General features: G+C 73.8%; 21 protein-coding genes. 13 read left to right on the forward strand and 8 right to left on the reverse strand.

What is annotated here, in order from left to right; all coding sequences use genetic code 11:
- The first annotated feature begins 18 nt into the window (after positions 1–18).
- Positions 19–3,600 (forward strand): error-prone DNA polymerase, encoded by a 3,582-nt coding sequence (locus tag MF406_RS07795; RefSeq protein ID WP_242897433.1) that lies wholly within the window; start codon positions 19–21, stop codon positions 3,598–3,600.
- 148 nt (positions 3,601–3,748) lie between these two features.
- Here MF406_RS07795 and MF406_RS07800 read toward each other — a convergent pair whose 3' ends face one another.
- Positions 3,749–5,083, reverse strand: a complete 1,335-nt coding sequence (locus MF406_RS07800) for an AI-2E family transporter (RefSeq protein WP_242897435.1) — start codon at positions 5,081–5,083, stop codon at positions 3,749–3,751.
- 376 nt (positions 5,084–5,459) lie between these two features.
- On the opposite strand from MF406_RS07800, the gene MF406_RS07805 reads away from it, so the two are divergent.
- The gene (locus MF406_RS07805; protein WP_242897436.1) at positions 5,460–5,717 is read left to right on the forward strand and encodes a CopG family transcriptional regulator; all 258 of its coding nucleotides are present in this window, start codon (positions 5,460–5,462) and stop codon (positions 5,715–5,717) included.
- A 95-nt stretch (positions 5,718–5,812) separates the two neighbouring features.
- Entirely contained in the window at positions 5,813–6,472 is a 660-nt protein-coding gene (locus MF406_RS07810; RefSeq protein WP_242897438.1) for a Type 1 glutamine amidotransferase-like domain-containing protein, read from the forward strand.
- 397 nt (positions 6,473–6,869) lie between these two features.
- Here the strand turns inward: MF406_RS07810 and MF406_RS07815 are convergent, their stop codons facing one another.
- Positions 6,870–7,499 carry an HAD hydrolase-like protein gene (locus MF406_RS07815; protein ID WP_242897728.1) on the reverse strand — a complete coding sequence of 210 codons (630 nt, stop codon included), beginning with the start codon at positions 7,497–7,499 and terminating at the stop codon, positions 6,870–6,872.
- A gap of 319 nt (positions 7,500–7,818) precedes the next feature.
- On the opposite strand from MF406_RS07815, the gene MF406_RS07820 reads away from it, so the two are divergent.
- From MF406_RS07820 to MF406_RS07830, 3 genes are all read left to right on the forward strand, one after another.
- Positions 7,819–8,268 (forward strand): hypothetical protein, encoded by a 450-nt coding sequence (locus MF406_RS07820; protein WP_242897440.1) that lies wholly within the window; start codon positions 7,819–7,821, stop codon positions 8,266–8,268.
- Positions 8,269–8,272: 4 nt separating this feature from the next.
- On the forward strand, positions 8,273–9,172 hold the full coding sequence (locus MF406_RS07825) for a D-hexose-6-phosphate mutarotase (protein WP_242897441.1): 900 nt from the start codon (positions 8,273–8,275) through the stop codon (positions 9,170–9,172).
- Between the two features lie 126 nt (positions 9,173–9,298).
- Complete coding sequence (locus MF406_RS07830) at positions 9,299–10,141, forward strand: TIGR03620 family F420-dependent LLM class oxidoreductase (protein WP_242897443.1); 843 nt, start codon at positions 9,299–9,301, stop codon at positions 10,139–10,141.
- A 133-nt stretch (positions 10,142–10,274) separates the two neighbouring features.
- On the opposite strand, the gene MF406_RS07835 is transcribed toward MF406_RS07830, so the two are convergent.
- From MF406_RS07835 to MF406_RS07855, 5 genes are all read right to left on the reverse strand, one after another.
- A complete protein-coding gene (locus MF406_RS07835; RefSeq protein ID WP_242897445.1) occupies positions 10,275–11,141 on the reverse strand; it encodes an MIP/aquaporin family protein in 867 nt (288 codons plus the stop codon).
- Positions 11,142–11,203: 62 nt separating this feature from the next.
- Positions 11,204–12,043 carry a sugar phosphate isomerase/epimerase gene (locus MF406_RS07840; RefSeq protein WP_242897447.1) on the reverse strand — a complete coding sequence of 280 codons (840 nt, stop codon included), beginning with the start codon at positions 12,041–12,043 and terminating at the stop codon, positions 11,204–11,206.
- A gap of 8 nt (positions 12,044–12,051) precedes the next feature.
- Positions 12,052–12,867, reverse strand: coding sequence for an alpha/beta fold hydrolase (locus tag MF406_RS07845; RefSeq protein ID WP_242897449.1), 816 nt, complete (start codon positions 12,865–12,867; stop codon positions 12,052–12,054).
- 29 nt (positions 12,868–12,896) lie between these two features.
- Entirely contained in the window at positions 12,897–13,973 is a 1,077-nt protein-coding gene (locus MF406_RS07850; RefSeq protein ID WP_242897451.1) for a class I mannose-6-phosphate isomerase, read from the reverse strand.
- Positions 13,974–14,030: 57 nt separating this feature from the next.
- Positions 14,031–14,870 carry an SDR family oxidoreductase gene (locus MF406_RS07855; RefSeq protein WP_242897453.1) on the reverse strand — a complete coding sequence of 280 codons (840 nt, stop codon included), beginning with the start codon at positions 14,868–14,870 and terminating at the stop codon, positions 14,031–14,033.
- Between the two features lie 435 nt (positions 14,871–15,305).
- On the opposite strand from MF406_RS07855, the gene MF406_RS07860 reads away from it, so the two are divergent.
- From MF406_RS07860 to MF406_RS07870, 3 genes are all read left to right on the forward strand, one after another.
- Complete coding sequence (locus tag MF406_RS07860; protein WP_242897460.1) at positions 15,306–15,764, forward strand: cupin domain-containing protein; 459 nt, start codon at positions 15,306–15,308, stop codon at positions 15,762–15,764.
- A 28-nt stretch (positions 15,765–15,792) separates the two neighbouring features.
- The gene (locus MF406_RS07865; RefSeq protein WP_242897462.1) at positions 15,793–16,521 is read left to right on the forward strand and encodes an SDR family NAD(P)-dependent oxidoreductase; all 729 of its coding nucleotides are present in this window, start codon (positions 15,793–15,795) and stop codon (positions 16,519–16,521) included.
- A gap of 67 nt (positions 16,522–16,588) precedes the next feature.
- Positions 16,589–17,254 carry a maleylpyruvate isomerase N-terminal domain-containing protein gene (locus tag MF406_RS07870; protein ID WP_242897463.1) on the forward strand — a complete coding sequence of 222 codons (666 nt, stop codon included), beginning with the start codon at positions 16,589–16,591 and terminating at the stop codon, positions 17,252–17,254.
- Positions 17,255–17,454: 200 nt separating this feature from the next.
- Here the strand turns inward: MF406_RS07870 and MF406_RS07875 are convergent, their stop codons facing one another.
- Entirely contained in the window at positions 17,455–18,474 is a 1,020-nt protein-coding gene (locus MF406_RS07875) for a LacI family DNA-binding transcriptional regulator (protein WP_242897470.1), read from the reverse strand.
- A 210-nt stretch (positions 18,475–18,684) separates the two neighbouring features.
- Between MF406_RS07875 and MF406_RS07880 the strand changes: the two genes are divergently transcribed.
- From MF406_RS07880 to MF406_RS07895, 4 genes are all read left to right on the forward strand, one after another.
- Positions 18,685–20,001, forward strand: a complete 1,317-nt coding sequence (locus tag MF406_RS07880; RefSeq protein ID WP_242897484.1) for an ABC transporter substrate-binding protein — start codon at positions 18,685–18,687, stop codon at positions 19,999–20,001.
- Between the two features lie 150 nt (positions 20,002–20,151).
- Positions 20,152–21,009: a carbohydrate ABC transporter permease gene (locus MF406_RS07885; RefSeq protein ID WP_242897485.1), complete on the forward strand. Its 858-nt coding sequence runs from the start codon at positions 20,152–20,154 to the stop codon at positions 21,007–21,009.
- Positions 21,006–21,884 carry a carbohydrate ABC transporter permease gene (locus MF406_RS07890; RefSeq protein ID WP_242897486.1) on the forward strand — a complete coding sequence of 293 codons (879 nt, stop codon included), beginning with the start codon at positions 21,006–21,008 and terminating at the stop codon, positions 21,882–21,884. Before MF406_RS07885 ends, MF406_RS07890 begins: the two co-directional genes overlap by 4 nt.
- On the forward strand, positions 21,881–24,094 hold the full coding sequence (locus MF406_RS07895) for a beta-galactosidase (protein WP_242897487.1): 2,214 nt from the start codon (positions 21,881–21,883) through the stop codon (positions 24,092–24,094). The genes MF406_RS07890 and MF406_RS07895 overlap by 4 nt, the downstream gene beginning before the upstream one ends.
- Positions 24,095–24,137 lie beyond the last annotated feature (43 nt).

The raw sequence follows: 24,137 nt of genomic DNA on the forward strand, positions 1-24,137 counted from the left end.
GTTCGATATGATCAAGCGGTGTCCACCGTCCCCTACGCCGAGCTGCACGCGCACTCGGCCTTCAGCTTCCTCGACGGCGCGAGCCTGCCGGAGGAGCTCGCCGCCGAGGCGGCCCGGCTGGCCCTGTCGGGCCTGGCCCTGACCGACCACGACGGCCTCTACGGGGTGGTGCGCCTGGCCGAGGCCGCCCGCGCCCTCGCCCTGCCCACCGTGCTGGGCGCCGAGCTGAACCTGGGCACCACCGGCCGGGCCGGGGCGCACGAGGGCCCGGGCGCGGTGGCCGGGATGAGCGGGCGCCCCGACCCCGACGGCACCCACCTGCTCGTCCTCGCCCGCGGGGCCGAGGGCTACCGGCGCCTCGCCCGCGCCCTCGCCCGCGGCCACCTGGACTCCGGGGTGAAGGGCCGGGCGAGCTTCGACCTCGAGGACCTCGCCGCGCAGGCGGGCGGGGAGTGGCTGGTGCTCACCGGCTGCCGCAAGGGCGCGGTGCGCCGGGCCCTGGCGGGCGGGGGGACCGCCGCCGGGACCGGCGGCGGGACCGCGGCCGGGACCGCCGACGGCGGGGCCGCCGTCGGCGGGCCGAGCGACGGCGTCCGGGCGGCCCGCGCCGAGCTGGACCGGCTCACCGCGCTGTTCGGCCGGGACAACGTCGCGGTGGAGATCACCGACACCGGCGCCCCCCTGGACTCGGCCCGCAACGACGTCCTGGCCGAGCTCGCCGCCGCGGCGGCCCTGCCGCTGGTCGCCACCGGCGCCGTGCACTGCGCCCGGCCGGCCGACCAGCCCCTCGCCGACGTCCTGGCCGCCACCCGGGCCCGGGCGACCCTGGCGGAGATCGACGGCTGGCTCCCCACCGCCCCGGCCCACCTGCGCTCGGGGGCCGAGATGGCCGCCCGGCACCACCGCCACCCCGGGGCGGTGCCCGCCGCGGCGGCGCTGGCCGCCGAGTGCGCCTTCGACCTCCAGCTCGTCGCCCCGGACCTGCCCCCGTACCCCGTCCCGCCCGAGCACACCGAGGCCACCTGGCTGCGCGAGCTGACCTACCGCGGCGCCGCCGAGCGCTACGGCCCGCGCGGGGCTGAGCGTGTCCCGGGCGCCTACGAGATGATCGAGCACGAGCTGGACATCATCACCCGGCTGCACTTCCCGGGGTACTTCCTCATCGTCCACGAGATCGTCCAGTTCTGCCGGGAGCAGCGGATCCTGTGCCAGGGCCGCGGCTCGGCCGCGAACTCCGCCGTCTGCTTCGCCCTGGGCATCACCGCGGTGGACGCCGTCCAGCACCGGCTGCTCTTCGAGCGGTTCCTCTCCCCGGGACGCTCCGGCCCGCCGGACATCGACCTGGACATCGAGTCCGGCCGGCGGGAGGAGGTCATCCAGCACGTCTACGCCCGCTACGGGCGCGAGCACGCCGCCCAGGTGGCCAACGTGATCTCCTACCGGCCCCGCTCGGCGGTGCGCGACGCCGCCCGGGCCCTCGGCTACGACGTCGGCCAGCAGGACGCCTGGTCCAAGAGCATCGAGCGGTGGGGGAGCCTGCGCCCCGCCGACGCCGGCCGCCGCGGCGCCCCCGGGCGCCGTCGGGAGGGCCCGGCGCGGGACGGTCCGGGACGGGACGAGCCGGCCCCCGCCCCGGCCGGGGATCTCGACGGCATCCCCGCGCCGGTCCTGGACGTCGCCGAGCAGATGCTGCGCCTGCCCCGCCACCTGGGCATCCACTCCGGCGGCATGGTCCTGTGCGACCGGCCGGTCATCGAGGTGTGCCCGGTGGAGTGGGCCACCATGCCCGGGCGCACCGTGCTGCAGTGGGACAAGGACGACTGCGCCGACGCCGGGCTGGTGAAGTTCGACCTGCTCGGCCTGGGGATGCTCACCGCGCTGCGGATCGCCTTCGACGCCATCAACGCCGCCGCCCCGGCCGGGGCGGCCGAGCTCGGGCTGCACTCCCTGCCCCAGGAAGACCCGGCGGTGTACGACCTGCTCTGCGCGGCGGACACGGTCGGGGTCTTCCAGGTGGAGTCCCGCGCGCAGATGGCCACCCTGCCGCGGCTGCGGCCGCAGTGCTTCTACGACATCGTCGTCGAGGTCGCGCTGATCCGGCCCGGCCCCATCCAGGGGGACTCGGTCAACCCCTACCTCAACCGCCGCCGCGGCCGGGAGGCGGTCACCTACCTCCACCCCCTCCTCGAGCCGGCGCTGGCCAAGACCCTCGGCGTGCCGCTGTTTCAGGAGCAGCTCATGCAGATCGCCATCGACGTCGCCGGGTTCACCCCCGCCGAGGCCGACCAGCTGCGCAAGGCCATGGGGGCCAAGCGCTCGGAGGAGCGGATGGCGGCCCTGCGCGGGCGGCTGCTGGCCGGCATGGCGGCCAACGGGGTGAGCGCGCCGGTGGCCGAGCAGATCTACGACAAGCTCAAGGCCTTCGCCGACTTCGGCTTCCCCGAGTCCCACGCCTTCTCCTTCGCCTACCTCGTCTACGCCAGCGCCTGGCTCAAGGTCCACCATCCCGAGGCGTTCTACGCGGCGCTGCTGGCCGCGCAGCCCATGGGCTTCTACTCCCCGCAGTCCCTGGTGGCCGACGCCCGCCGGCACGGGGTCGCGGTGCAGCGCGCGGACGTCAACGTCTCGGCCGTCCAGGCCACGGTGGAGCGGGTGGGGGAGGCGGGTCCGGCCGACGGCGGGGCGGGTGGCGGCGGGTCGGCCGACGAGGCGGCCGGCGTCGCCCACCTGGTCCACTCCCACCCGGGCCTCGCCGTGCGGCTCGGCCTGGCCCCGGTGCGCGGGGTGGGCGAGCAGACGGCGGAGCGGATCGTCGCCGAGCGGGAGCGAGGCGGCCCCTTCGCCGACCTGCCCGACCTCGCGCGCCGGGTGGACCTCACCGCCGCCCAGCTGGAGGCCCTGGCCACCGCCGGCGCCCTGGGCTGCTTCGGCCTGGAGCGGCGCCAGGCGCTGTGGGCGGCGGGGGCGGTGGCCGGGGAGCACGGGACCCGGCACACGCGGCGGCGCAGCGGGCCCGGCGCCCGCACGGCAGGGACCGGTGGTCGCACCGCCGGGCCGGGCGCCCGCCGGGTGGAGCCCGGTGCCCGGCCGTGGCGCGGCGCCGGCCCGGGGGAGCCCGGGCCCACCTGGTACCAGCCGCCGCTGCCGGGCACCACGGTGGGGGCGGCGGCGCCGGAGCTGCCGGCCATGGCCCCGGTGGAGACCGCCGTCGCCGACGTGTGGGCCACCGGCGTCTCCCCGAGCACCTACCCCACCCAGTTCCGCCGTGCCGAGCTGGCGGCGGCCGGCGTGCTCCCGGTGGCCGACCTGGGCCGCCGGCCACCGGGGGAACGGCTGCGGGTGGCCGGGGTGGTCACCCACCGCCAGCGCCCGCACACCGCCGCCGGGGTGACGTTCCTGTCCCTGGAGGACGAGACCGGCCTGCTCAACGTCGTGTGCTCGGCGGGCCTGTGGGCCCGGTACCGGAAGGTGGCCCGGACCGCCGCCGCGCTCGTCGTGCGCGGGGTCCTGGAACGGGCCGACGGCGTGACGAACCTGGTGGCGGACCGGATCGAGCCGCTGAGCCTGGCCGTGCCGGCCACCTCCCGGGACTTCCGCTGAGCATCGAGCGCCGGAGGCCTCGGCCGTCCGCGAGCTCCGCCCTCAGGCCGTCCGCCGAGCTCCACCCAGGCCGTCCGCCGAGCCCGCGCCACCCCGGGCCGCCCGCCGCCGTCCCTCGGCCAGCCTGCGCGGGCACCCACCGCCGCGCTCAGTACCGGCCCGGCTCCTCGCCGTCGGGCTGGCCATACCTGCGCATGGCCGAGTAGACCGCCCAGACCACCGCCAGCAGCGGGATGGCGACGATCGCCCCGAGCAGCCCGGCGAGGAAGGTTCCGGCCGTGACACCGAGGGCCACCACCACCGGGTGCAACGAGACCTGCCGGCCCATGACGAGGGGCTCGAGGATGTGACCCTCGATCTGCCCGATGAGCGCGACCCCGACCGTGACGATGATCGCGGCGATGAACCCCTCCGCGGCCAGCGCCACCACCGCGGCGACGATCATCGCCAGCGGGGCACCGATGAGCGGGATGAACGCGCCGATGAACACCAGGACCGACAGCGGCGCGGCGAGCGGCACCCCGACGACCGTGAGGAGGATGAACGCCATGACGGCGTCGGCGCTGGCGACGATCATCGTGCCCCGGGCGTAGCCGGAGAAGGTGTACCAGCCGGCGCTGGCTGCGGTGTTCACCCGCTCGCGGCTGCGGGCCGGCAGCTGGCCCAGGAACCACCGCCACATGTGCGCCCCGCGGGCGAGGAAGAAGATGGTGACGAACAGGCCCAGGGCGAGCACGGTGAAGACCAGTGCTACGGCGCCGGCGTTGTTCAGGATCTGCCCGGCGAGGTCGGTGGCGTTCTCCTGGACGTAGGTGGTCGCCTCGTTGACGAGCCCGTTGATCGCGTCGTTGATCTCCGCCTGGGTGAAGTGGAAGGGCAGCGGCCCGTTCTCCAGGAAGTCCAGGATGGTGTTGATGCCCTGGCCGAACCGGTCGGCCAGGAAGTCCCACTGCCCGGCGACGGAGGAGATGACGTAGGTCAGCAGACCGCCCAGGACCGCAAAGCCGCCGAGCAGCGCCAGGGCGGTGGCGAGGGGGCGCGGCATGGCCCGAGACAGCCACGTGACGATCGGGTCCAGCACCGAGGTGATCACCAGGGCGAGGAAGACGGCGATGAACACCGCCTGGATGCGGCTGGTGGCGAAGACGACCAGGCCGACGGCGATGACGATCCCGATGAACAGCCACGCCGACATGCCCCACCGGCGCAGCCACCGGCTGACGTCCCCGTTGCTGTCGGCGGAGGTCCGCTCCGGCATCCGGCGGACCGAGACCCGGCCCGCGACGGTGGGGCGTGGGCCGCCCCGGGTCGTCAGCGGGGCGGCTGGGGTCGGTGGTGCGGCGGGGGGCTGAGCCACGGCCTGGTCCAGCATCTGGGAGCGGGTGGGGCGCCAGACCTGCCGCGCGCGCCGACCGACACGGCTGACCTCGCCGAGGAGCCGGCCGGAGTCGATCCGGAGCCGCCGGCCCGAACGATCGCTCATCGCGCCAGTGTGCCCTACCTCTGGCGCGGTCAGTGGTACACCACCTGGAGGTGCTCGCGAAACCCCGCCGCGTGCCTCAGGTGGGTGTGCTCGCGTCGGGCGGTCAGGCGGCGTCGCCGAGCGAGGGCCTTGACATCGGCGTGGTCGATGAACTGGCCGGCGGACCGGGCGTGGTCTGGCGCAGCCCCGGTGACTTCCATGGCCACCAGCTGCGCGCCCGCCTCGACCCACCGAGGGTCGGGCGGGCGCAGGGCGAGGGCCGTCGTCGCGGCCTTCCTGGCTCCATAGCCGCTGGGCTGCCGTGGTCATTGCCGCACTCGACCCAAGTCAGCAGAAGCCAGAATTTTGGCGCGGTCTTCCCCTGCGGTACTGACTGATGCGTGATGACGGCATGCATCGGATCCAGCTCGACCTGGACGACGAGGAGATGACTCTCCTTGCTCGCGCCGCCGCTCGTATCGGTGCGTCGCGCTCTGAACTGATCCGTCGGGCGATACGCATCCAGTACGGCGAGCAGACAACGCAGACCCGCCTGGCTGCGCTGCACGCTTCCGCGGGGACGTGGCGGGACCGATACTTCACCGGCGCGGATTATGTAGATAAGGTGCGCGGCAATCTGGACGAGCCGTCTTGATAGCTTAGTTCCCTAACCACTTGCAGTTCACTATCAGTTCGGGAGGCCGTCGAGCCGTCGCTCCGACGAGACTCTGCGAGTCCCGGAAGGAACACATGAAGCTTCTCCTCACGTCCGGCGGCATCACCAACACCAGCATCAGCGATGCGCTGGTCGACATGCTCGGCCGGCCGATCGCCGGTTCCACCGCGCTTTGCATCCCCACGGCACAGTGGGGCTTCCCCCGGGACGCGACGGTCCCAGCGCAGGGCTATCTGGACGGGCGCGCGTGGGGTGGCATGACGTCCCTGGGCTGGAAGTCGCTCGGCGTTCTCGAGCTGACTGCGCTCCCCACGATAGGCGAGGAGCAGTGGGTGCCCTGGGTCCAACAGGCCGACGTGCTACTGGTCGCCGGCGGCGAGGCCACGTATCTGTGCCACTGGTTGCGGGCCTCAGGGTTGGCCGACCGCCTCCCGTCGCTGGTTGACACGGTCTGGGTCGGGGTCAGTGCCGGCAGCATGGTGATGACCCCGCGGATCGGCGATGACTTCGTGGAGTGGACGTCCGCGCCCGACGATCGCACCCTCGGCGTCGTGGACTTCTCCATCTTCCCGCACCTCGACGTCTTCGCGGAGAACAGCCTGGCCGAGGCGGAGCGCTGGGCGGCCAGCATCGACGGGCCCGCTTACGCCATCGACGACCAAAGCGCCATCACGGTGCACGACGGCACGGTCGAGGTCGTTTCCGAAGGTCGGTGGGCGGTGCTCACCTCGTAGCCGGCCTGGACGACGGGCGCGGTCCGGTCCCCGGTATACGCGCCGTAAACGACCGAACCGAGGGTCCTAACCAAAGGCTCAACGAAGGGAGCAGCATGTCTCAACCGCGGCCGAGCGCAGTCCCCGAGGTCGCCGACCGTGCGGGGTTTGAGTATGCACTCTTCTGGGGAGGCCTGCCGCGACACGCCGCAGCATTTTCGGAGATCCCGCTGCCCTGGACAGGAGTGAGTTCTTGTCTTATGGCCGCTATAACCAAGCTGCTACGACCGCTGCAATCCGAAGCCGCCGTCGCTGCCAGCGTCTCTCCGGGTCGCCAGGCCCGGGCCGCCGCGGGGAGCCGCTGCTCCGATGACTGCGACTGAGGCACGCTCGCTCGCCTCAGCTCGGGCTCGGCCGGTCACCCCAGCCCGAGCACCTCGGCCAGCTCGACGGCGTCCTGGACGACGCAGCGGGCGCCGTCGGCCTCGGCCGGCCCGCCGTAGCCCCAGGCCACCAGGACGGCGGGGATGCCGTGGGCGGTGGCGCCGTCGACGTCGTGGTGGCGGTCACCGACCATGACCGCCCGCGATGTGTCCGCCCCGGCGGCACGCAGGCCGGCGAGGGCGTCGGCGACGATGTCCGCCTTGGCGCTGCGGGTCTCGTCCGCGGTGGCCCCGCACACGACGGTGAAGTGCTCGGTGAGGCCGTGGCGGTCCAGGATCGGCCTGGCCATCGACAGCATCTTGGACGTCGCCAGCGCGAGCGGCACGCCGGCGGCGTCGAGGTCGGCGACCAGCTCGGCCATCCCCGGGTAGAGCGGTGCGGCGAGCATCCGCGCGGAGTACCGGGAGCGGTAGTCCGCCACCACGGCCTCCAGGTCCTCCGGGCGGACGCCGCCGAAGCGGGTGAGCCCCTCCCGGATGGGTGGGCCGACGAAGGCGAGCAGGTCCGCGGGCGGGGGGTAGCCGAAGGTCGCCAGCGCCTCGGCGATGGCAGTCGTGATGACCGCGGCGGAGTCGGTCAGGGTGCCGTCCAGGTCGAGCAGCACCGCGGAGGGGTTCAGGGCGCGGCCGGCGCAGGGGTCGCAGGGGTTCGGAGCGGTGCCCGGGCCCACAGTGGCCCCAGGGCGCGGAGCGGCGCCGGGGCGCGGAGCGGCGCCGGGGCGCGGGGCGGTACCAGCGTGCGGGGTGGTGCCGGGGGCGAGGGCGGGCATGGGTCTCCGAGATCGACGGCCGGGGTCCCTCCCAGGGTAGGCCGTCAGCGAGAAGGCCCGCCGTGGCGTCCGCCGCCCTGGCGTGGCACGCTGACCTGGCCCAGCCTGCCGGCCGGCCCCGGAGGGGCAGGCCGCTCCACGGAGGAAGGACCACATGGCCAAGCTCGGCTCGCTCATCAAGGTCGCCGCGATGGCCGGACCCACGGTCTGGAAGGTCGTCCAGGCGATGGGACCGACCATCACCAAGATGCGCCGCGACTACCCCGAGGCCTTCGCCGCCGTCGAGAAGCAGGTGGGCCGCCTGGCCGGGAGCCGCAGCGCGGGCAAGGGCCCGGAGGGTCTGCGCAGGCGCATCAACGTGCTGCGCGACCAGACCACCTACCTGGCTGTCTCCGCCGACGGCGCCGCCGAGGTGCGCCGGGTCGAGCAGTGGCGCCGTCAGCTCGACAAGCTCGAGGCATCCCTGCCCCTGCTCGCCGCCATGGGCAAGACGGCCGCCCGCCGCGAGGCCAACCGCATCGGCGAGCGGATCGACGCCCTCTCCGCCGAGGTCCTCAACGCCTACATCGAGGAGCGACGGGACGACGCCGAGCTCGGGCGCTGAGACCGTGCCCGCGATCCGCGCCGCGGACCTGCCCGCCGCCGTCACCCTCGGCACCGGGCAGGGCGGCCTGCCGGTGCTCCGGGTCGCCGGCCGCGACGCCGACGCCGAGGTCTACCTCCACGGCGCCCACGTCACCGCCTGGCGCCCGGCCGGGCAGGACCCGGTGCTCTGGCTGAGCGCGGCGAGCCGGTTCGCGCCGGGCTCGGCGATCCGCGGCGGCGTGCCGATCTGCTTCCCCTGGTTCGGTCCCGCCCCCGGCGGCCGGGCGCCGTCGCACGGCTTCGCCCGGCTGGCCACCTGGCACCTCCTCGACGCCACGGACGACGGCGCCGCCGTCACCCTCGTCCTGGGCCTGACCGACGCCGACGTCACCGACCTGCCCGGCGCGGGGGAGTGGCCGCACCCGTTCACCCTGACCTACACCGTCACCGTCGGCGCCGAGCTCACGCTCGCCCTGACCGTGCAGAACACCGGGCGGGAGCCGGTGGTCCTCGAGGAGGCCCTGCACACCTACCTCGCCGTGCGGGACGTCACCGCCGTGCGGGTGGAGGGTCTCGACGGCGCCGCCTACCTGGACAAGGCCGCCGGTGCCGGGCAGCAGCGCACCCAGCACGGCCCGGTCACCCTCACCGAGGAGACCGACCGGGTCTACCGCTCCACCGCGCCGACGACCGTCGTCGACCCGGCGGCGTCCCGGGCCGTCACCGTGACCAAGGACGGCTCGGCCAGCACCGTGGTGTGGAACCCGTGGGCGGCCAAGGCCGCGGCGCTGCCGGACGTCGCCGACGGCGCCTGGCGATCCATGGTCTGCGTGGAGACCGCCAACGCCCTCGACGACGCGGTCACCCTCGACGCCGGCGCGAGCCACACCATGACCGCGCGGTACGCCGTCGCCGCGCAATGAGACAGCGGAGGTGCAAGCACCGGCGGGCCATGGGCGAGCGATGCGCCACGGGGCGCCTCACTCACCGCCCTTCCGACGAGCGCCGCGCCACGGTGCTCCTCGCCCACCGGGCGTAGCGTGACGGCTATGACCAGCCCCCAGCACCCCCTCGGCAGCTACGGCGTCTGGGTCCGCCGCCCGGACCTGACCCCCGACCTCGCCACCCGGATCGAGCGGCTCGGGTACGGCACCCTGTGGGTCGGCGGCTCCCCCGGAGCGGGCCTGGAGGAGGCCGCCGCCGCGCTCGCCGCGACCGAGCGGATCACCGTCGCGACCGGGATCGTCAACATCTGGCGCGCGGACGCCGCCGAGACGGCCCGGTCCTTCCGCCGGCTCGAGCAGGACCACCCCGGGCGGTTCCTGCTCGGCCTCGGCAGCGGCCACCCGGAGGCCGACAAGGCCCGCCGCGCCCCGCTGGCCGCCATGGCGGACTACCTCGACGTGCTCGACGCCGAGGGCGTGCCCGCCCACCGGCGGGTCCTCTCCGCGCTCGGCCCGAAGATGCTCCGCCTCGCCGCCGACCGTGCCGCCGGCAGCCACCCGTACCTCACCGTGCCCGCGCACACGGCCTGGGCGCGGGAGGTCCTCGGGCCGGGCGCCGTGCTGGCTCCCGAGGTCATGGTCATCGGCGAGACCGACAGCACCCGGGCGCGGGCCACCGGCCGCCAGATGCTCGGCGGGTACCTGGGCATGTCGAACTACACCAGCACGATGCTGCGGTGGGGGTTCACGCCGGAGGACCTGGCCGACGGCGGCAGCGACCGGCTCGTCGACGAGCTCACCCGGTGGGGCGCACCCGCGCAGCTCGCGGCCGGCCTGCGGGCGCACCTGGACGCCGGCGCCTCGCACGTCTGCGCCCAGGTGCTCCCGGTCGGCGCGGACCAGGCCCCGACGCTCGAGGCGCTCGCCGCGGAGCTGTTCGCCCGCTGACCGCCGGTGGCGGACCCGCTCGGCGCGGGTGCGTACCGCCGTCGTACCGGTCAGCCGGGGCACCGCCGTCGTACCGGTCAGCCCGGGCGCCGCCGTCGTACCGGTCAGCCCAGGCACCGGCGTCGTACTGCGGTCAGCCGGGGGCGTCGTCGCCCGCCGGGGTCGGCGGCCGGTGCACGGCGTGGACGTCGTGGTAGCGCTCGTCGAGGAACACCTTGGCGGTCAGGACCCGCCGGCCGGCCGCGAGGAGCGGGTAGGCCAGCGCGGCCAGCACGGCCCCCAGCGCGGGGCCGAGCAGGTAGACCCACAGGGCCGGGTAGGTGCCGCTGGCCACGTCCGGGCCCAGGGTCCGGGCCGGGTTCATGCTCGCCCCGGTGGGCGGGCCGCCCACCGGGACGAGGACGGTCAGGGCGAGGGCGATCACCGCCGGGGTCCACCGCGCGGTCCGGTGCGAGGAGGTCATGAGCAGGACGGCGAGCACGAGGAGGAAGGTGATCGCCACCTCGATGCCGAAGGCGCGCCAGGCGCTGACGCCCGGGCCCAGCTCGGTGCGGGCGTAGCCGGCGGTCCGGGCCCACTCGCCCATGACCGCCCCGAACGCCAGCGCGCCGAGCACGGCCCCCACCACCTGGGCGGCGACGTAGCCCAGCAGGTCGTGCACGTGCGTGCTGCCGCGGGCCCAGAACCCGATGGTCACCGCGGGGTTCAGGTGGGCGCCGCTGCGCCGGCCGAGCGGTGACACGGCGACCAGCGCGGCGAGCAGGCCGATCATCAGGCCGATGAGGGCCAGCCGCACGGTCGGGTTGGGGATCGCGGCGGTCAGCGGCGACAGCGGGCTCTCCAGGGCGGCCACCACGACGAACGCGAGGAACAGCTGCCCGCCGGTCCCGACCAGCTCGCACAGCCACTCCACCGGGTGCCAGCCCCCGAGCGCGGCGCGGGACTCGACGACGCGCCCGGCCTCGCCGCGCAGGCCGCCGCGGCGGCGGTCCTCGGTCATCGCCGGCGGCCCGCCGCGGCACGGCCGGGCGCCCCGACCCCGGCAGCCCGGGGCCCCGGCGGTCATGCTTGCTGCCACGCCTGCTCCAGGCCGGCGCGGTTGGCCCGGACCAGCTCGCGCAGGTCGGTGTCGTAGAGCGAGTCCGGCACGCCCTGGGAGAAGATCTCCACCACGCACGGACCGCGGTAGCCGGCGTCGTAGACCGCGTGCAGCAGCCGCCCGGTGGGGATCTCCCCGGTGCCCACGCTCCGGCGGTCCATCCCGGAGCGCGGGGTGCGCCAGTCGCTGGCCTGGAGCAGGAAGACCCGGTCCGGGGCGGCCTGCACCCCGTTCACCAGGTCGGGGTCCTGCCACAGGTTCCACAGGTCCAGGCAGATGCCGACCTCGTCCCGGCCCACCGCCTCGACGACGTCGAGGGCCTGCCGGTAGGTCCAGATCGCCGTCTCCTGGTTCAGCGAGACGGGGTTGAGCGGTTCCAGCGCGATCCGGACGCCGTTGTCGGCGGCGACGGCGGCCAGCTCCTTGTGGTCGGCGACCACCCGGTCGAGGGCCTCGGCCATGTTCCCGCCGGGCGCCGGGCCGGTGTTGGTGACGAAGGCCGCGCCCGGGGCGTAGGGCGCGATCCGCTCCACCGAGGCACGGAACGCGGCCAGCCGGTCCGCCCGGTCGGGCGGCTTCGGCTGGCTGGCGGAGGGCAGCACCGTGCGGACGGTCGCCTGGACCGAGCTGACCGTCAGCCCCGCCGCCTGCACCCGGCCCAGCTGCTCGTCGGCCCGGGCCGGGTCGAGCTTGACCTCGCAGACCTCGATCGCCGCGACGCCGAGGTCGGCGTAGCCGGCCACGTCCTCCTCGAAGCTCCACGGCTGGGTGGTGAACTCGCTGACCCCATAGGGGAACGGCATCGCCCCGGTCATGACGCACCGGCCAGGAAGTCGGCGACCACCTGGTTGAACTTGTCCGGCTCGTCGAGGAACAGCGCGTGGCTGGAGCTCTCGAAGAAGACCGTCCGGGCGCCGGGCACGTGCTCCCCGACCCAGGCCGGGCCGCGCCAGTCGAAGACCCGGTCCTGCCGGGCCACGAGCACCAGGGTGGGCAGGTCGAGGGTGGGCAGCAGGTCGCGCCAGTCGGCGCGGGTGTGGTCGGCCATGATCGCGTTGCGGGCCGACGGCGGGGACTTGGCCATCTCGGCGAGGAACAGCTCGCGCTGCTCCGCGGAGGGCTCGGTCAGCATGATCGTCTGGATCTGCTGACGGTCCCCGCCGGCCGGGTCCGCCGCCGTCTGCGCCTGCAGGGTGGCCAGCCCGGCGTCGTCGAAGCTGCTGGCGTGCGGGAACTTCCAGTCCACGCCGATGTACTGCCGGGGGCTCTGCTCGACGAGCACGGCCTGGGCCAGGCGGTGGGTGCCGAACAGCTCCAGGTAGCTCCAGATCACCGGGCAGCCCAGGGACCAGCCGAGCACGGTGACCTCGCGCAGGTCGAGGGCCTCGAGCAGGTCGAACAGGTCCTTGGCCAGCCGGGCGACCCGGTAGCCGTGGGCGGGCTTGTCGGAGTCGCCGTGGCCGCGCAGGTCCAGGGTGATCACCCGGGCGTGCTCGGCGAGCACCTCGGCGTTCTGGTCGAAGAATCGGCCGCTGAACGTCCAGCCGTGGATCATCACCAACGGCCGGCCGGAGCCGCGCTCGGTGTAGTGCAGCCGGATGCCGTCACTGGTCTCGACGTGTGGCATGGGGTTCCCTCCGGTCGGCCGCCGGTGCGTCAACCGGGCGGCGGGGCTGTCGGTCCGCCGAGCCCGGCGACGAGCTCGGGCGGGTAGCCGGCCCGGGTCAGCGGCGTCAGCACGTCGCGGCGCAGGTCGGGCAGGTAGCCGAGCAGGACGTCGGCCGGGCCGGTGATCTCGACGGCGCCCAGGGCCGCGGGCAGCAGCAGCGTCTGGGCCGCCTCGAGCCGCTCTTCCCGGTCCCCGGCCCGCACCAGGACCGGTGCGCCGACGTTGGTCAGGATCTGCGCCGTCGCGAAGGTGTGCCGCAGCGGGGCGGCGGTCCCGGCCCGCCACCGCTCCAGGGCGAAGTACGGCCCGGCGCACAGGAACACCCGCTCGACGCCGTCGTCCACGCCGACGTGCAGGCCGGGGCCGAAGTCGGGCCGGGTGTCGAGCCGCGCCTCCTGCACGAGGGTGTCGATGTTGGCCCGGACCTGGTCCTCGGGGATGGGCGAGCCGTCCTGCATCTGCCAGTGCATGGCGTGCTGCTGGATGTCCGAGGTCTGCTCGATCTCGTAGATGAGGGTGTCCGGGCCGAAGCTGTGCGGGGTGCCGCCGGGGACGTAGACGGTCTCCCCGGCGCGGACCGGGAGCCGGCGCAGCACCCGGTCGAAGTCCTGCGCGACCAGCGCGTCGTGGAGCTCCTCGGCGGTGACGCCGGCCTTCACCCCGCACAGCGCCGTCGCGCCGGGCGCGGCGTCGAGGACGTGCCAGGCCTCGGTCTTGCCGTGGGGCTGGCCCTCCAGCCGCTGGGCGGCGTCGTCGTCGGCGTGCAGGTGCACCGGCAGCGCGCCGGAGGCGTCGATGAACTTGGTCAGCACCGGGAACCGCTCGCCGCGCCAGCCCACCCCGACGAGCTCGTCGGGGTGGGCCTGGGTGAGGTCGCGCAGGGACCGCCCGGCCAGCGGCCCGTTGGTGACCTCGGCGCCGTTGCCGTCGACGTCGCTGCACTCCCAGGTCTCCCCGAGCCCCCAGTCCGGGATGCCGGTCTTGCCGAGCCGGCGGGCGATCTGGTGGCCGCCGAACACCAGCGGCCGGGCCGGCGTGGTCAGGCGCAGCGGGTACCAGTCCACGGGCGGCGTCCTCTCGGGGTCGGCGGGGCGGTCAGCGGCTGGGCACGGGCGGGCGGGTCAGAGGATCGGCGAACCGCCGGTGACCGCGACCCGCGCGCCGGAGACGTAGCTGGCCTCGTCCGAGGCGAGCAGGACGTAGACCGGCGCGAGCTCGGCCGGCTGCCCGGGGCGGGCGAGGGGGACCTGCTTGCCGAAGCTCTCCACCTGCTCCGGCGGCATGGTCGACGGGATCAGCGGGGTCCAGATCGGGCCGGGGGCCACGCTGTTGGCGCGGATGCCCTTGCTGCCGAGCATCTGCGCGAGCGAGCCGGCCATGTTCGCGATGCCGGCCTTGGTGACGTTGTACGGCAGCAGCATCGGCGGCGGGGTGTCGGAGTTCACCGAGGTGGTGGCGATGATCGCGGACCCGGGCTGCATGTGCGGCACGGCCGCCTTGGTCAGGTGGAAGAAGGCGCTGATGTTGATCGCGATCGTGCGGTCCCACTCCTCGTCGGGGATCTCCTCGATCGACTGGTGGGTGGCCTGGAAGGCGGCGTTGTTGACCAGGACGTCGATGCGGCCGAACTCCTGGACGGCCCGGTCGATGATCGAGCGGCAGTGCGCCGGGTCGGCGACGTCGCCGGGTACCAGGACGGCCTTGCGGCCGGCCTGCTCGACCCACTTCTGGGTCTCGGCGGCGTCCTCGTGCTCGTCGAGGTAGGAGATCAGCAGGTCGGCGCCCTCGCGGGCGTAGGCGATCGCCACCGCCCGGCCGATGCCGCTGTCGCCGCCGGTGAGCACGACCTTCTTGTCGGTCAGCCGGCCGGAGCCGCGGTAGCTCTCCTCGCCGTGGTCCGGCTTGGGGTCCATCTGCCCGGTGGTCCCGGGCGGGGTCTGCTGCTGGGGGGGCTGGGACATGACGACCTCCTGGGCTGGGCACGAAGGGGTACGGCGACCCACCAGCGGGGCTGGGCCCGCGTCGGGGAATGCCCTGCGTGGCAGGTCTGGTTCCCAGCGTCCTCCCCGGCAGGGGAAGCGCAACCCGGGAGGCTGGGCTGACGACGGCGCCCGGTCTCGCCGTGCCGACGACGGCGCCCGGTCCCGGTGTGCCGACGACGGCGCCCGGTCCCGGTGTGGCGACGACGGCGCCCGGTCCCGGTGGGGCGACGACGGCGCCCGGTCCCGGTGTGGCGACGACGGCGCCCGGTCCCGCTCGGCCGGCCCCTGGGCCGCTTTGGAACGGTCGTGCCCGCGACACACGGCCGAAGTTCCCGCGCTGATCCCGGGTGTGCCAGCATCGCGACGTCGGCCCGACCGGGCCGGTCCGAAGACCAGCGGACGGAGAGCGCGCCGATGATCGTGCTGACCGCGGCCGGCGTGCCGCGCCGACACCAGGAGGCGCTGTACGAGGAGCAGCTGCGGGTCGCCGACCTCAGCGTCGGCACCTTCCACATCCCGGCCGGCGGGCGGGACCCGCAGCAGCCGCACACCGAGGACGAGATCTACGTCGTGACCGGCGGTGCCGCCCGGCTGTGGACCCCCACGCAGGTCGTGGACGTGCGGGCCGGCAGCGTCGTCTTCGTCCCCGCCGGGGAGCAGCACCGGTTCGTCGACGTCACCGCGGACCTCACCGTGCTCGTGATCTTCGGGCCGGCGGAGCACTCCCGCGGCGACGGCGTCGGGCTGGAGCAGACCGCCGGGCTGGAGCAGTCCGCCGGGCGGGAGGAGCCCGCCAGGCGGGAGCCGGCCGGGCAGGGGGAGCCCGCCGGGCAGGAGCCGGCCGACCGTCAAGGGATCGGTGAAAGGCGATGAGGCGTCTCCTGGCGACCGGTGGGACGCGATGAGCCACCTCCTGGTGACCGGTGGGGCCCGCGGCATCGGCGCCGCCGTCGTGCGTCTCGCCGTCGAGCGCGGGTTCGTCGTCTCCTTCACCTACCGGTCCGACCACGACGCCGCCGCCCGGCTCGTCGAGGAGACGGCGGGACGGACGCACGCCATCTGCGCCGACGTCGGGGACCCAGCGCTCGCGCCGCGGGTCGTCCGGGACGCCGTCGCCGCGCTCGGCCCGGTGGACGCGCTGGTGAACAACGCCGGCACCACCGGCCCGCTCGGGACCTTCCTCGAGCGCACCGAGGCGGAGACGCGGCACGTGTTCGAGACCAATGTGCTCGGCCTCGTCGCGATGGCCCGGGCAGCCGCCCGCGCCTGGGTGGCCGAGGGACGGCCGGGCGTCATGGTCAACCTCAGCAGCACCGCCGCGGCCTCCGGGGCCCCGGGGGAGTACGTGGAGTATGCGGCGTCCAAGGCCGCCGTGGAGGCGCTGACCCGCGGGCTGGGCCGCGAGCTGGCCCCGGCCGGGATCCGGGTGGTCGCCGTCGCCCCGGGCAGCACCGACACCGACATCCACGCCGCCGCCGGCGACCCCGGCCGACCCGCCCGGGTCGCCCGCCAGATCCCGCTCGGCCGGGTGGCCCGACCGGAGGAGATCGCCCAGGTGGTGCTGTTCGCGCTGTCCCCGGAGGCCTCCTACCTCACCGCGACCACCATCACCGTCGGTGGCGGACTGTGAGCGCGGCGGCGGCGCCGTCGGCGACCGGCCGGACCCGGCGCCGTCGGGCAGGAGGGAGGGTTCCCCGATGACCGCACCCGCCGGGCACCGCGCCCGGCGCCCCGAGCACCAGGCGTTCGCGGCGGCCGCCGCGTGGTTCGCCGAGGAGGCGGGCCACGCGGTCGGCCGCCTCGAGGAACCGGGCCTGGGCGAGTGGACGGTGCGCGACCTCGTCGGCCACACCAGCCGCGCCCTGACGACGGTCCGCGCCTACCTGACCACCGAGCCCGGCCCGACGGAGCTCGCCGGGCCGGTGGAGTACTACCAGCGGGCCCTGCGGGCCTCGCCGGCCCAGGTGGCGCAGCGTGGTCGGGAGGCCGGCGCTCAGCTCGGTCCGGACCTCGTGGCGCCGGTGCGGACGCTGGTAACGGAGGTCACGCGGCTCGTGCAGGACGCCCCGGACGACGCCCTCGCCGCCACGCCCTTCGGGCTGATGCGCCTGGCGGACTACCTCCCCACCCGGACCTTCGAGCTCGTCGTGCACACCTGCGACCTGGCCGTCGCGCTCGGCCGCTCGCCCCGGCCCCCGCACGCCGCCGCGGCCTCCGCCCTGCGGCTGGCCGGCGAGCTCGCCGTGCGCGGGGGCCACGCCGACGTCGTCCTGCTCGCCCTGACCGGCAGGCGCCCGCTCCCGCCCGGCTTCACCGTCCTGGCCGGCGGGCCGGCCGTCGGCCAGGAGGCCGGAGGGCGCTGACCGGGCGGCGTCGTCGTCCGTCTGCTGCTCAGCCGGGTGGAGCCGGACGTGGCGGCTCCACCCCGGACTGTTCGAACGCGAGGACGCCCCTCGCGCAAGGACCCGTAGCACTCAGTGCGTCCCGTAGGTGGGCAGACACTCCCGAGCTCCTTCATCCTGGCCCTGGCTGGCGAGCCCAGGCTGGCTCCTTGGGCCGCTAGTCAGGCGGATTCGCGCCAGATGACCTGGTTCGGGATGATCTCGTGCCTTCCGGCGACGTCTTCCCCAGCAAGCCGGCCCAGCAGGATCTCTGCCATGCGGACCCCGGTTGCGGTTGCGTCCTGCCGCACCGTGGACAGCGCTGGCTGCGTCTGGATCGCCCACGGCGAGTCGTCGAACCCGACGACGCCGACATCCTCGGGAACGCGGCGGTGGCGGGCTCGAAGGACCGGCAAGGCACCCGCGGCCAGGAGATCGGACGCCGCGACGACGCCGTCGAGGTCGGGCGCGCGGTCGAGGAGCTCGGCCATCGCCGCGGAGCCGGCGGCGAGCGTCCACTCGGCGGCGGTGGTGACAAGCGACTCGTCATAGGCCTCACCCATGGCCTGGACGAACCCGGCATGGCGCAGCGCGGAGACCGGCGCGGCCGCTGGGCCGCGGATCTCCGCGACCCGTTCTCGGCCGGTCTGGCGCAGGCGGCGGGTGATGGCTGCCGAACCTGCGACGTTGTCCGTGTCGACGGACGGTGTCCGGCCGTCGCCGAGCGGCCTGCTTGCGGTCACGAGGGGCGTCGCAGAAGCCGAGAGCGCGACCGCGACGGGGTCGTCGTGCTGCATCGCGACGAGGACCGCTCCGTCGACGAAGCCGCCGAGGATGAGGTCGACGATGCGCTCGCCGGACTCGTCCGTGTCGACGATGAGCATGAACATCTGGTAGCCGGCAGCCGAGAGCGTCGTGTTCGCTCCGATGGCCATGCGGCTGAGGTTGGGGTCGGCGAAGAACAGGTCAGCGTGCTCGCGGACGACGAACGCGATCGCCTGCGTCTGCCGGCGAACGAGGGAACGCGCGGTGCGGTTGGGCACGTAGCCCACCTCTCGGATCGCAGCCTCGATGGCCTGGCCGGAGGCTGCGGAGACGTAGGAGCGCTTGTTGAGGTAGCGCGAGACGGTGGCGTGGGAGGTCCCGGCGGCGGCGGCCACGTCCTTGATGGTCGGGGGTCGGGTACCTCTCGGGGGGTTCATGGGCTCTCCGGCTCTGGAGTGGGGGAGGTTCTGGACGCTCGTGCACGCGACCGTACTCGGACGGCAGACGCCTCCGGGCGGGGCCTGGCCGTGGCGGCCGTGGGTGTGGTGACAGAACTATGGAAACGTGTACAGTACCCGTCGCACGCGAACATGTTCACGTGTACACACCGAGCGGTGTGGACGAGTGAAGGTCCCAAGGAGGGGAACATGCTGAACAGGCGGCGGATGCAGATCGGCGCCATGGTCACCGCGCTCGGTGTGGCGGTGGCCATGGCCGGCTGCGGCAATGGTGGCTCGGACGACGACGGCGGTGACGCGGGAACCGAGGCCAACGCGGGCACCCCGGTGACGATCGACTACTGGGGCTGGGTCCCCGGCATGCAGGACCTCGTTGACGAGTGGAACGAGGACAACCCCGACATCCAGGTCAACTACTCGGCGCAGAGCGCCGGGGACGACGCCACGTTCTCCAAGATCACGACCGCCGCCCAGGCCGGCGACGCTCCCGACCTGGTCCAGGCCGACGTCAAGTGGGTGACCAGCCTGCTGCAGTACGCCCAGGACGTCTCCGACGAGGCCGGGCAGTACGAGGACAACTACACCGCGGGCGCCTGGAGCAACGTCAGCCTCGGCGGCGCGACGTATGGCCTGCCGCAGGACTCCGGCCCCGTCGTCATGTACTACAACAAGGCGAAGTTCGACGAGCTCGGCCTTGAGGTCCCGACCACGTGGGAGCAGTTCGGTGCGACCGCGCAGCAGGTCGCCTCGCAGAATCCCGGCACCTATCTCGCCGGCTTCTCGTCCGACGACGTCGAGAACCTGCAGTCCTACGTCCAGCAGGCCGGCGGCCAGTGGTGGGCGATCGACGGCGAAGAGTGGGTCGTCGACGTGACGGGCGAAGAGAGCCTCAAGGTCGCTGACTTCTGGCAGGGCCTCGTGGACGCACAGGCCGTGTCCCCGACGAAGCGCTGGGACCCTGCGTTCTACAACGAGCTCGCGAACGGCCAGATCCTCTCGGTCGTCGGTGCCGCCTGGCAGGCGCCGCTCATCGCGGACAATGCCGCGGCGACGGCCGGTGACTGGGCAGTGGCGCCCGCCCCGCAGTGGGAGGAAGGCGCCGAGGTCTCCGCGAACAACGGAGGGTCGACGCTGCTGGTGCTGGAGGGCACCGAGCACGCGGAGGAGGCGCTCGAGTTCGCCAACTGGCTCAACACCAACGTCGAGGGCCTGCTCGGCCTCGGCCTGTTCCCCGCGACGCAGGGTGCCGAGATCGCCACCCCCGAGAACATCTCGGAGTACTTCGGCGGCGAGGACGTCTACGGTCTCCTCGCCGAGGCATCGGAGAACATCGAGACGCCGTGGCTCTTCCCGCCGACCTACGGCGACCTGAGCAAGGAGCTCACCGACGGCATCGCCGCGGTGACCAACGGCGAGACGACCCTGCCGGACGTGCTCGCGGGCTTCCAGGACTCCAGCCTGTCGGCGTTCGAGCAGGCAGACATCAACGCCACCCCGGCCGGCTGACCAGGGCGAGCAGAGGTAGTAGCGATGACCGATGTCACGACGGGCCCCCGGCGCGCCGCTGGGGGCCCGGGTGACCGGGTCCCCGTCCCGGCGGCGGTCCCGGCGCATCCGGCCCGGCGTGCCGCGCGGCGACGTTCGCTCCCGTGGAGCGTGCGCCTGCTGCTCCTGCCCTTCGTCCTGTTCTTCGTGGCGACGTTCGTCGTCCCGATCGTCTACTCGGTGTGGACGAGCCTGTTCTCCGTGACGAGCGGGGGAGGGCTCGGGCTGTCGAAGTCCGAGACCGTCTTCGTGGGGCTGGAGAACTTCGTCCGCGTCGCGCAGTCCGACGCCTTCTGGACGGGCATGGGCCGGGTGCTCGTGTACGGGCTCGTGCAGGTCCCGTTGATGACGCTGTTCGCGCTCGCCCTCGCGCTCGTGCTGGACGCGTTGATGTCGCGCGTGAAGAAGGTCTTCCAGCTCGTGTACTTCCTGCCGTACGCCGTGCCGGGTGTCGTCGCGGCGTTGGTGTGGGCGTACCTCTACGTGCCGCAGCTGAGCCCGGTGGTCCAGCTCCTCGAACGGTTCGGCGCGTCGCCCGACGTGTTCCTGCAGCAGAATACCTTGCTGCTGTCGATCGCGAACATCGCCACGTGGAGCTGGACGGGGTACAACATGATCATCATCCTCGCCGCGCTGCAGGCCATCCCGCGCGACCAGTTCGAGGCCGCGCGCCTCGACGGTGCCGGCGAGTGGCGTATCGCGTGGAGCATCAAGATCCCGAGCGTCGCCGGGGCGATCGGGCTCGCTGTGCTCATGTCGATCATCGGGACCGTCCAGCTCTTCAACGAGCCGACGATCCTGCGCACGATCTCCAACAACATCGACTCGCAGTACACCCCGATGATGATGGGGTACAACGCCGTGAGCTCGGACCCGGGCTTCTCCAGCGCGATCGCGCTGTCGATGGCCCTCATCACCGGCGTGCTCGTCTTCGCCTACTACCGACTGTCCACGAGGTTGTCCCGATGAGCGCCGCCACCGTCCCGAGCCGCACGACCCCGGGCACCGTCCGGCGGTTCAGCTGGCGCAGCGTCCCACCGGTCGCCTTCCTCACGATCAGCGCGATCTACTTCCTCATGCCGCTGTGGTGGCTCGTCGTGTCCTCCACCAAGAGCAACTCCAGCCTGCAGAACTCCAACGGGTTCTGGTTCCACGCCCCCCAGATCCTCGAGAACCTGCAGCGCACGTTCACCTACGACGGCGGGATGTTCCCGCGCTGGGTGCTCAATTCGATCCTCTACTCCGGGGCGGCAGCACTGATCGGCACGCTGCTCGCCGTGAGCGCCGGCTACGTGCTCGGCAAGTTCGCCTTCCGCGGCAAGGGACTGGTGTTCGGCGCCACCCTCGCCGGCGTCCTGGTGCCGAACGCGCTGCTCACCATCCCGCTCTACTTCGTGGCGAGCGCGGTGGGCCTGATCAACTCGCCGTGGGCGGTGATCATCCCCACCTGCGTCAGCCCGTTCGGGGTCTATCTCGCCCGCATCTACACCGAGCAGTCCATCCCCGACGAGCTGCTCGAGGCGGCGCGCATGGACGGCGCCGGCGAGCTGCGGATCTTCTTCACGATGGGCCTGAGAATCCTCGCGCCGGCGACCGTGACGATCTTCCTCTTCGTCTTCGTCTCGTCGTGGAACAACTTCTTGCTCCCGCTCATGATGCTCAATGCGGAAGAGCTCAAGCCCGTCACGCTCGGCCTCTACGGATGGCAGACCTACCGCGGCGCAGCCTCCTACGACATCGTCCTCACGGGCGCGCTCGTCGCGATCATCCCGATGGCGATCCTCTTCTTCACCCTCCAGCGTCAGCTCCGCACCGGTCTCGCTGCCGGGAGCGTCAAGGGATGACGGCACCGACCACCTACCGCCCGGAGGCCCACGGCATGCACCCGGCACCGACCACCTACCTGACCGAGACCGGCACCATGCGCGCCGCGCCGGCGACCTACTCCGCGGATGCCCACGGCATGCGCACGCCCCACCTCGCCTATGGCGGCGACTTCAACCCGGAGCAGTGGGACGAGTCCTACCTGGAGGAGGACGTGCGCCTGATGCGCGAGGCGGGCGTCAGCGTCGCAACGCTGGGCGTGTTCTCGTGGTCCGTGCTCGAACCGAGGCCCGGGCAGTACGAGCTGGACTGGCTGCGCCGCGTCATGGACCGCCTGCACGAGGCGGGCGTCGGCGTCGACCTCGCGACCGGAACCGCCTCCCCGCCCCCGTGGCTCGGTGCGCAGCACCCGGACACCCTGCCGGTGACGCGGGACGGCGTCCGGCTGTGGTGGGGCTCCCGTCAGCAGTACAACCCCGGCAGTGCAGTCCTGCGCGAGCGCATCCGGCTGCTCGTCGAGCGCATGGCCGCCGAGTTCGCGCACCACCCCGCGCTCGTCGCCTGGCATGTGAGCAACGAGTACGCGTGCCATGTCCATGAGAGCTTCGACGACGAGTCCGCGGCACGCTTCCGCACCTGGCTGCAGTCCCGGTACGGCTCCCTCACCGAGCTGAACGCGGCGTGGGGCACCGCGTTCTGGTCCCAGCGCCTCTCGAGCTGGGACGAGGTCATCCCGCCCCGGACGACGCCGACCATCCCCAACCCGCACCACCTGTCGGACTGGCGCGCGTTCTGCTCGGACAACCTGCTCGACCTGTACCTGCTCGAGCGCGACATCCTGCGTGCGGCCAACCCCGACGTACCCATCACGACGAACTTCATGGGTCTGTTCGGCCCGCTCGACTACTGGCGGTGGGCCGAGGAGGTCGACTTCGTCAGCAACGACTCCTACCCCGACCCGGCCGACCCGCGGGCCGCGCGGGTGTTCGCCTTCGAGGCAGACCTCATGCGCTCCCTCGGCCGGGGCAAGCCGTTCGTCCAGATGGAGCAGGTCACCTCGGCCGTGCAGTGGCGCTCGCGCAACGCGACGAAGCGCCCCGGCCAGTACGGCCTGTGGTCCCTCCAGGCGGTCGCGCACGGCGCGGACGGGATCCTCAACTTCCAGTGGCGCCAGTCGCTCGCGGGTGCCGAGGCCTTCCACGGGGCGATGGTCCCGCACGCGGGGACGAGCAGCCGCACGTGGGGCGAGGTCGCCGCGCTCGGGCGCCAGCTCGGGTCGCTGGACCAGGTGCGCGGCAGCCGCGTGCCCGCCGACGTGGCGATCGTCTGGGACTGGGCGAACGCGTGGGCCCAGGCCGACGCCGTCGGGCCGGTGGCGGACGCGGCCCCGGAGGCCGGTGCGCGCGCGTGGCACGCGAGCCTGTTCGAGCGCGGCCACGTCGTCGACTTCGTCCACCCCGACGACGACCTGTCGGCCTACCGCCTCGTGCTCGTCCCGTCGTTGTTCCGGCTCACGCCGGCTCACGCGCGGCGCCTGCGCGAGGCGGTCGCGGCCGGCACGTCCGTCCTGGTGACCTACCTCAGCGGCTACGTGGACGAGCACGGCCACGCGGTCGAAGGCGGCTACCTCGGCACGGTCGCGGACGTGCTCGGTGTGCGGGTCGTGGACGTCGCGCCGCTCGCCGTCGTCCCCGACGCACCGGGCCGCGCCGAGCCGATCGTGCCGGAGATCGACCGGATCACGACCGCGGTCGGCGCGCCGGCCGCGGAGCCTGACGTCCCGCTCGTCGGTGCGGACGGAGCGCCCTGGCCGGGTAAGGGCCTCGGCTGGGCGGAGCGGGTCCTCGTGGTGGACGAGGCGGTGGAGGTGCTCGCGCGCTTCGGTGGTCGCGACCACGACGGCGAGCCCGCGGTGGCCGTCCGCCGGACGCCCGGCGCCGGGGCTGCTTGGTACGTGGCTACCGACCTCGACGCGCGCGGCCGTGACCACCTGCTCGCCGACCTGCTCACCGCGGCCGGCGTGCCGGTGCCGGCCGCGGCGCCGTCCGGGGTCGAGGTGCGCGAGCGTGGCGGGGTCGTCTTCCTGCTCAACCACGGTGACGAGTCCGCGACCGTCGAGGGCGTGCGCGGCACGCGCCTCGACACTGGAGAGACGGTCGACGGCGGCATCGTCGTGGCACCGCGGTCCGCCGTCCTGCTCGGCGTTGCCGAGCAGCTGCCGGGCAGATGAACCGGAGGGGTGCTACCGCGCCCCGCGGCCCCGAAGGCCGCGC

The organism is Georgenia sp. TF02-10 (assembly GCF_022759505.1).
Lineage (GTDB): Bacteria > Actinomycetota > Actinomycetes > Actinomycetales > Actinomycetaceae > TF02-10.

Excerpts from the sequence above, each read along its gene's own strand:
- MF406_RS07840 (WP_242897447.1), bottom strand. The coding sequence starts at position 12,043 with ATGCCGTTCCCCTATGGGGTCAGCGAGTTCACCACCCAGCCGTGGAGC.
- MF406_RS07880 (WP_242897484.1), top strand. The coding sequence starts at position 18,685 with ATGCTGAACAGGCGGCGGATGCAGATCGGCGCCATGGTCACCGCGCTC.
- MF406_RS07800 (WP_242897435.1), bottom strand. The coding sequence starts at position 5,083 with ATGAGCGATCGTTCGGGCCGGCGGCTCCGGATCGACTCCGGCCGGCTC.
- MF406_RS07830 (WP_242897443.1), top strand. The coding sequence starts at position 9,299 with ATGACCAGCCCCCAGCACCCCCTCGGCAGCTACGGCGTCTGGGTCCGC.
- MF406_RS07890 (WP_242897486.1), top strand. The coding sequence starts at position 21,006 with ATGAGCGCCGCCACCGTCCCGAGCCGCACGACCCCGGGCACCGTCCGG.
- MF406_RS07870 (WP_242897463.1), top strand. The coding sequence starts at position 16,589 with ATGACCGCACCCGCCGGGCACCGCGCCCGGCGCCCCGAGCACCAGGCG.
- MF406_RS07865 (WP_242897462.1), top strand. The coding sequence starts at position 15,793 with ATGAGCCACCTCCTGGTGACCGGTGGGGCCCGCGGCATCGGCGCCGCC.
- MF406_RS07855 (WP_242897453.1), bottom strand. The coding sequence starts at position 14,870 with ATGTCCCAGCCCCCCCAGCAGCAGACCCCGCCCGGGACCACCGGGCAG.
- MF406_RS07845 (WP_242897449.1), bottom strand. The coding sequence starts at position 12,867 with ATGCCACACGTCGAGACCAGTGACGGCATCCGGCTGCACTACACCGAG.
- MF406_RS07875 (WP_242897470.1), bottom strand. The coding sequence starts at position 18,474 with ATGAACCCCCCGAGAGGTACCCGACCCCCGACCATCAAGGACGTGGCC.
- MF406_RS07835 (WP_242897445.1), bottom strand. The coding sequence starts at position 11,141 with ATGACCGAGGACCGCCGCCGCGGCGGCCTGCGCGGCGAGGCCGGGCGC.
- MF406_RS07860 (WP_242897460.1), top strand. The coding sequence starts at position 15,306 with ATGATCGTGCTGACCGCGGCCGGCGTGCCGCGCCGACACCAGGAGGCG.
- MF406_RS07895 (WP_242897487.1), top strand. The coding sequence starts at position 21,881 with ATGACGGCACCGACCACCTACCGCCCGGAGGCCCACGGCATGCACCCG.
- MF406_RS07810 (WP_242897438.1), top strand. The coding sequence starts at position 5,813 with ATGAAGCTTCTCCTCACGTCCGGCGGCATCACCAACACCAGCATCAGC.
- MF406_RS07820 (WP_242897440.1), top strand. The coding sequence starts at position 7,819 with ATGGCCAAGCTCGGCTCGCTCATCAAGGTCGCCGCGATGGCCGGACCC.
- MF406_RS07805 (WP_242897436.1), top strand. The coding sequence starts at position 5,460 with ATGCGTGATGACGGCATGCATCGGATCCAGCTCGACCTGGACGACGAG.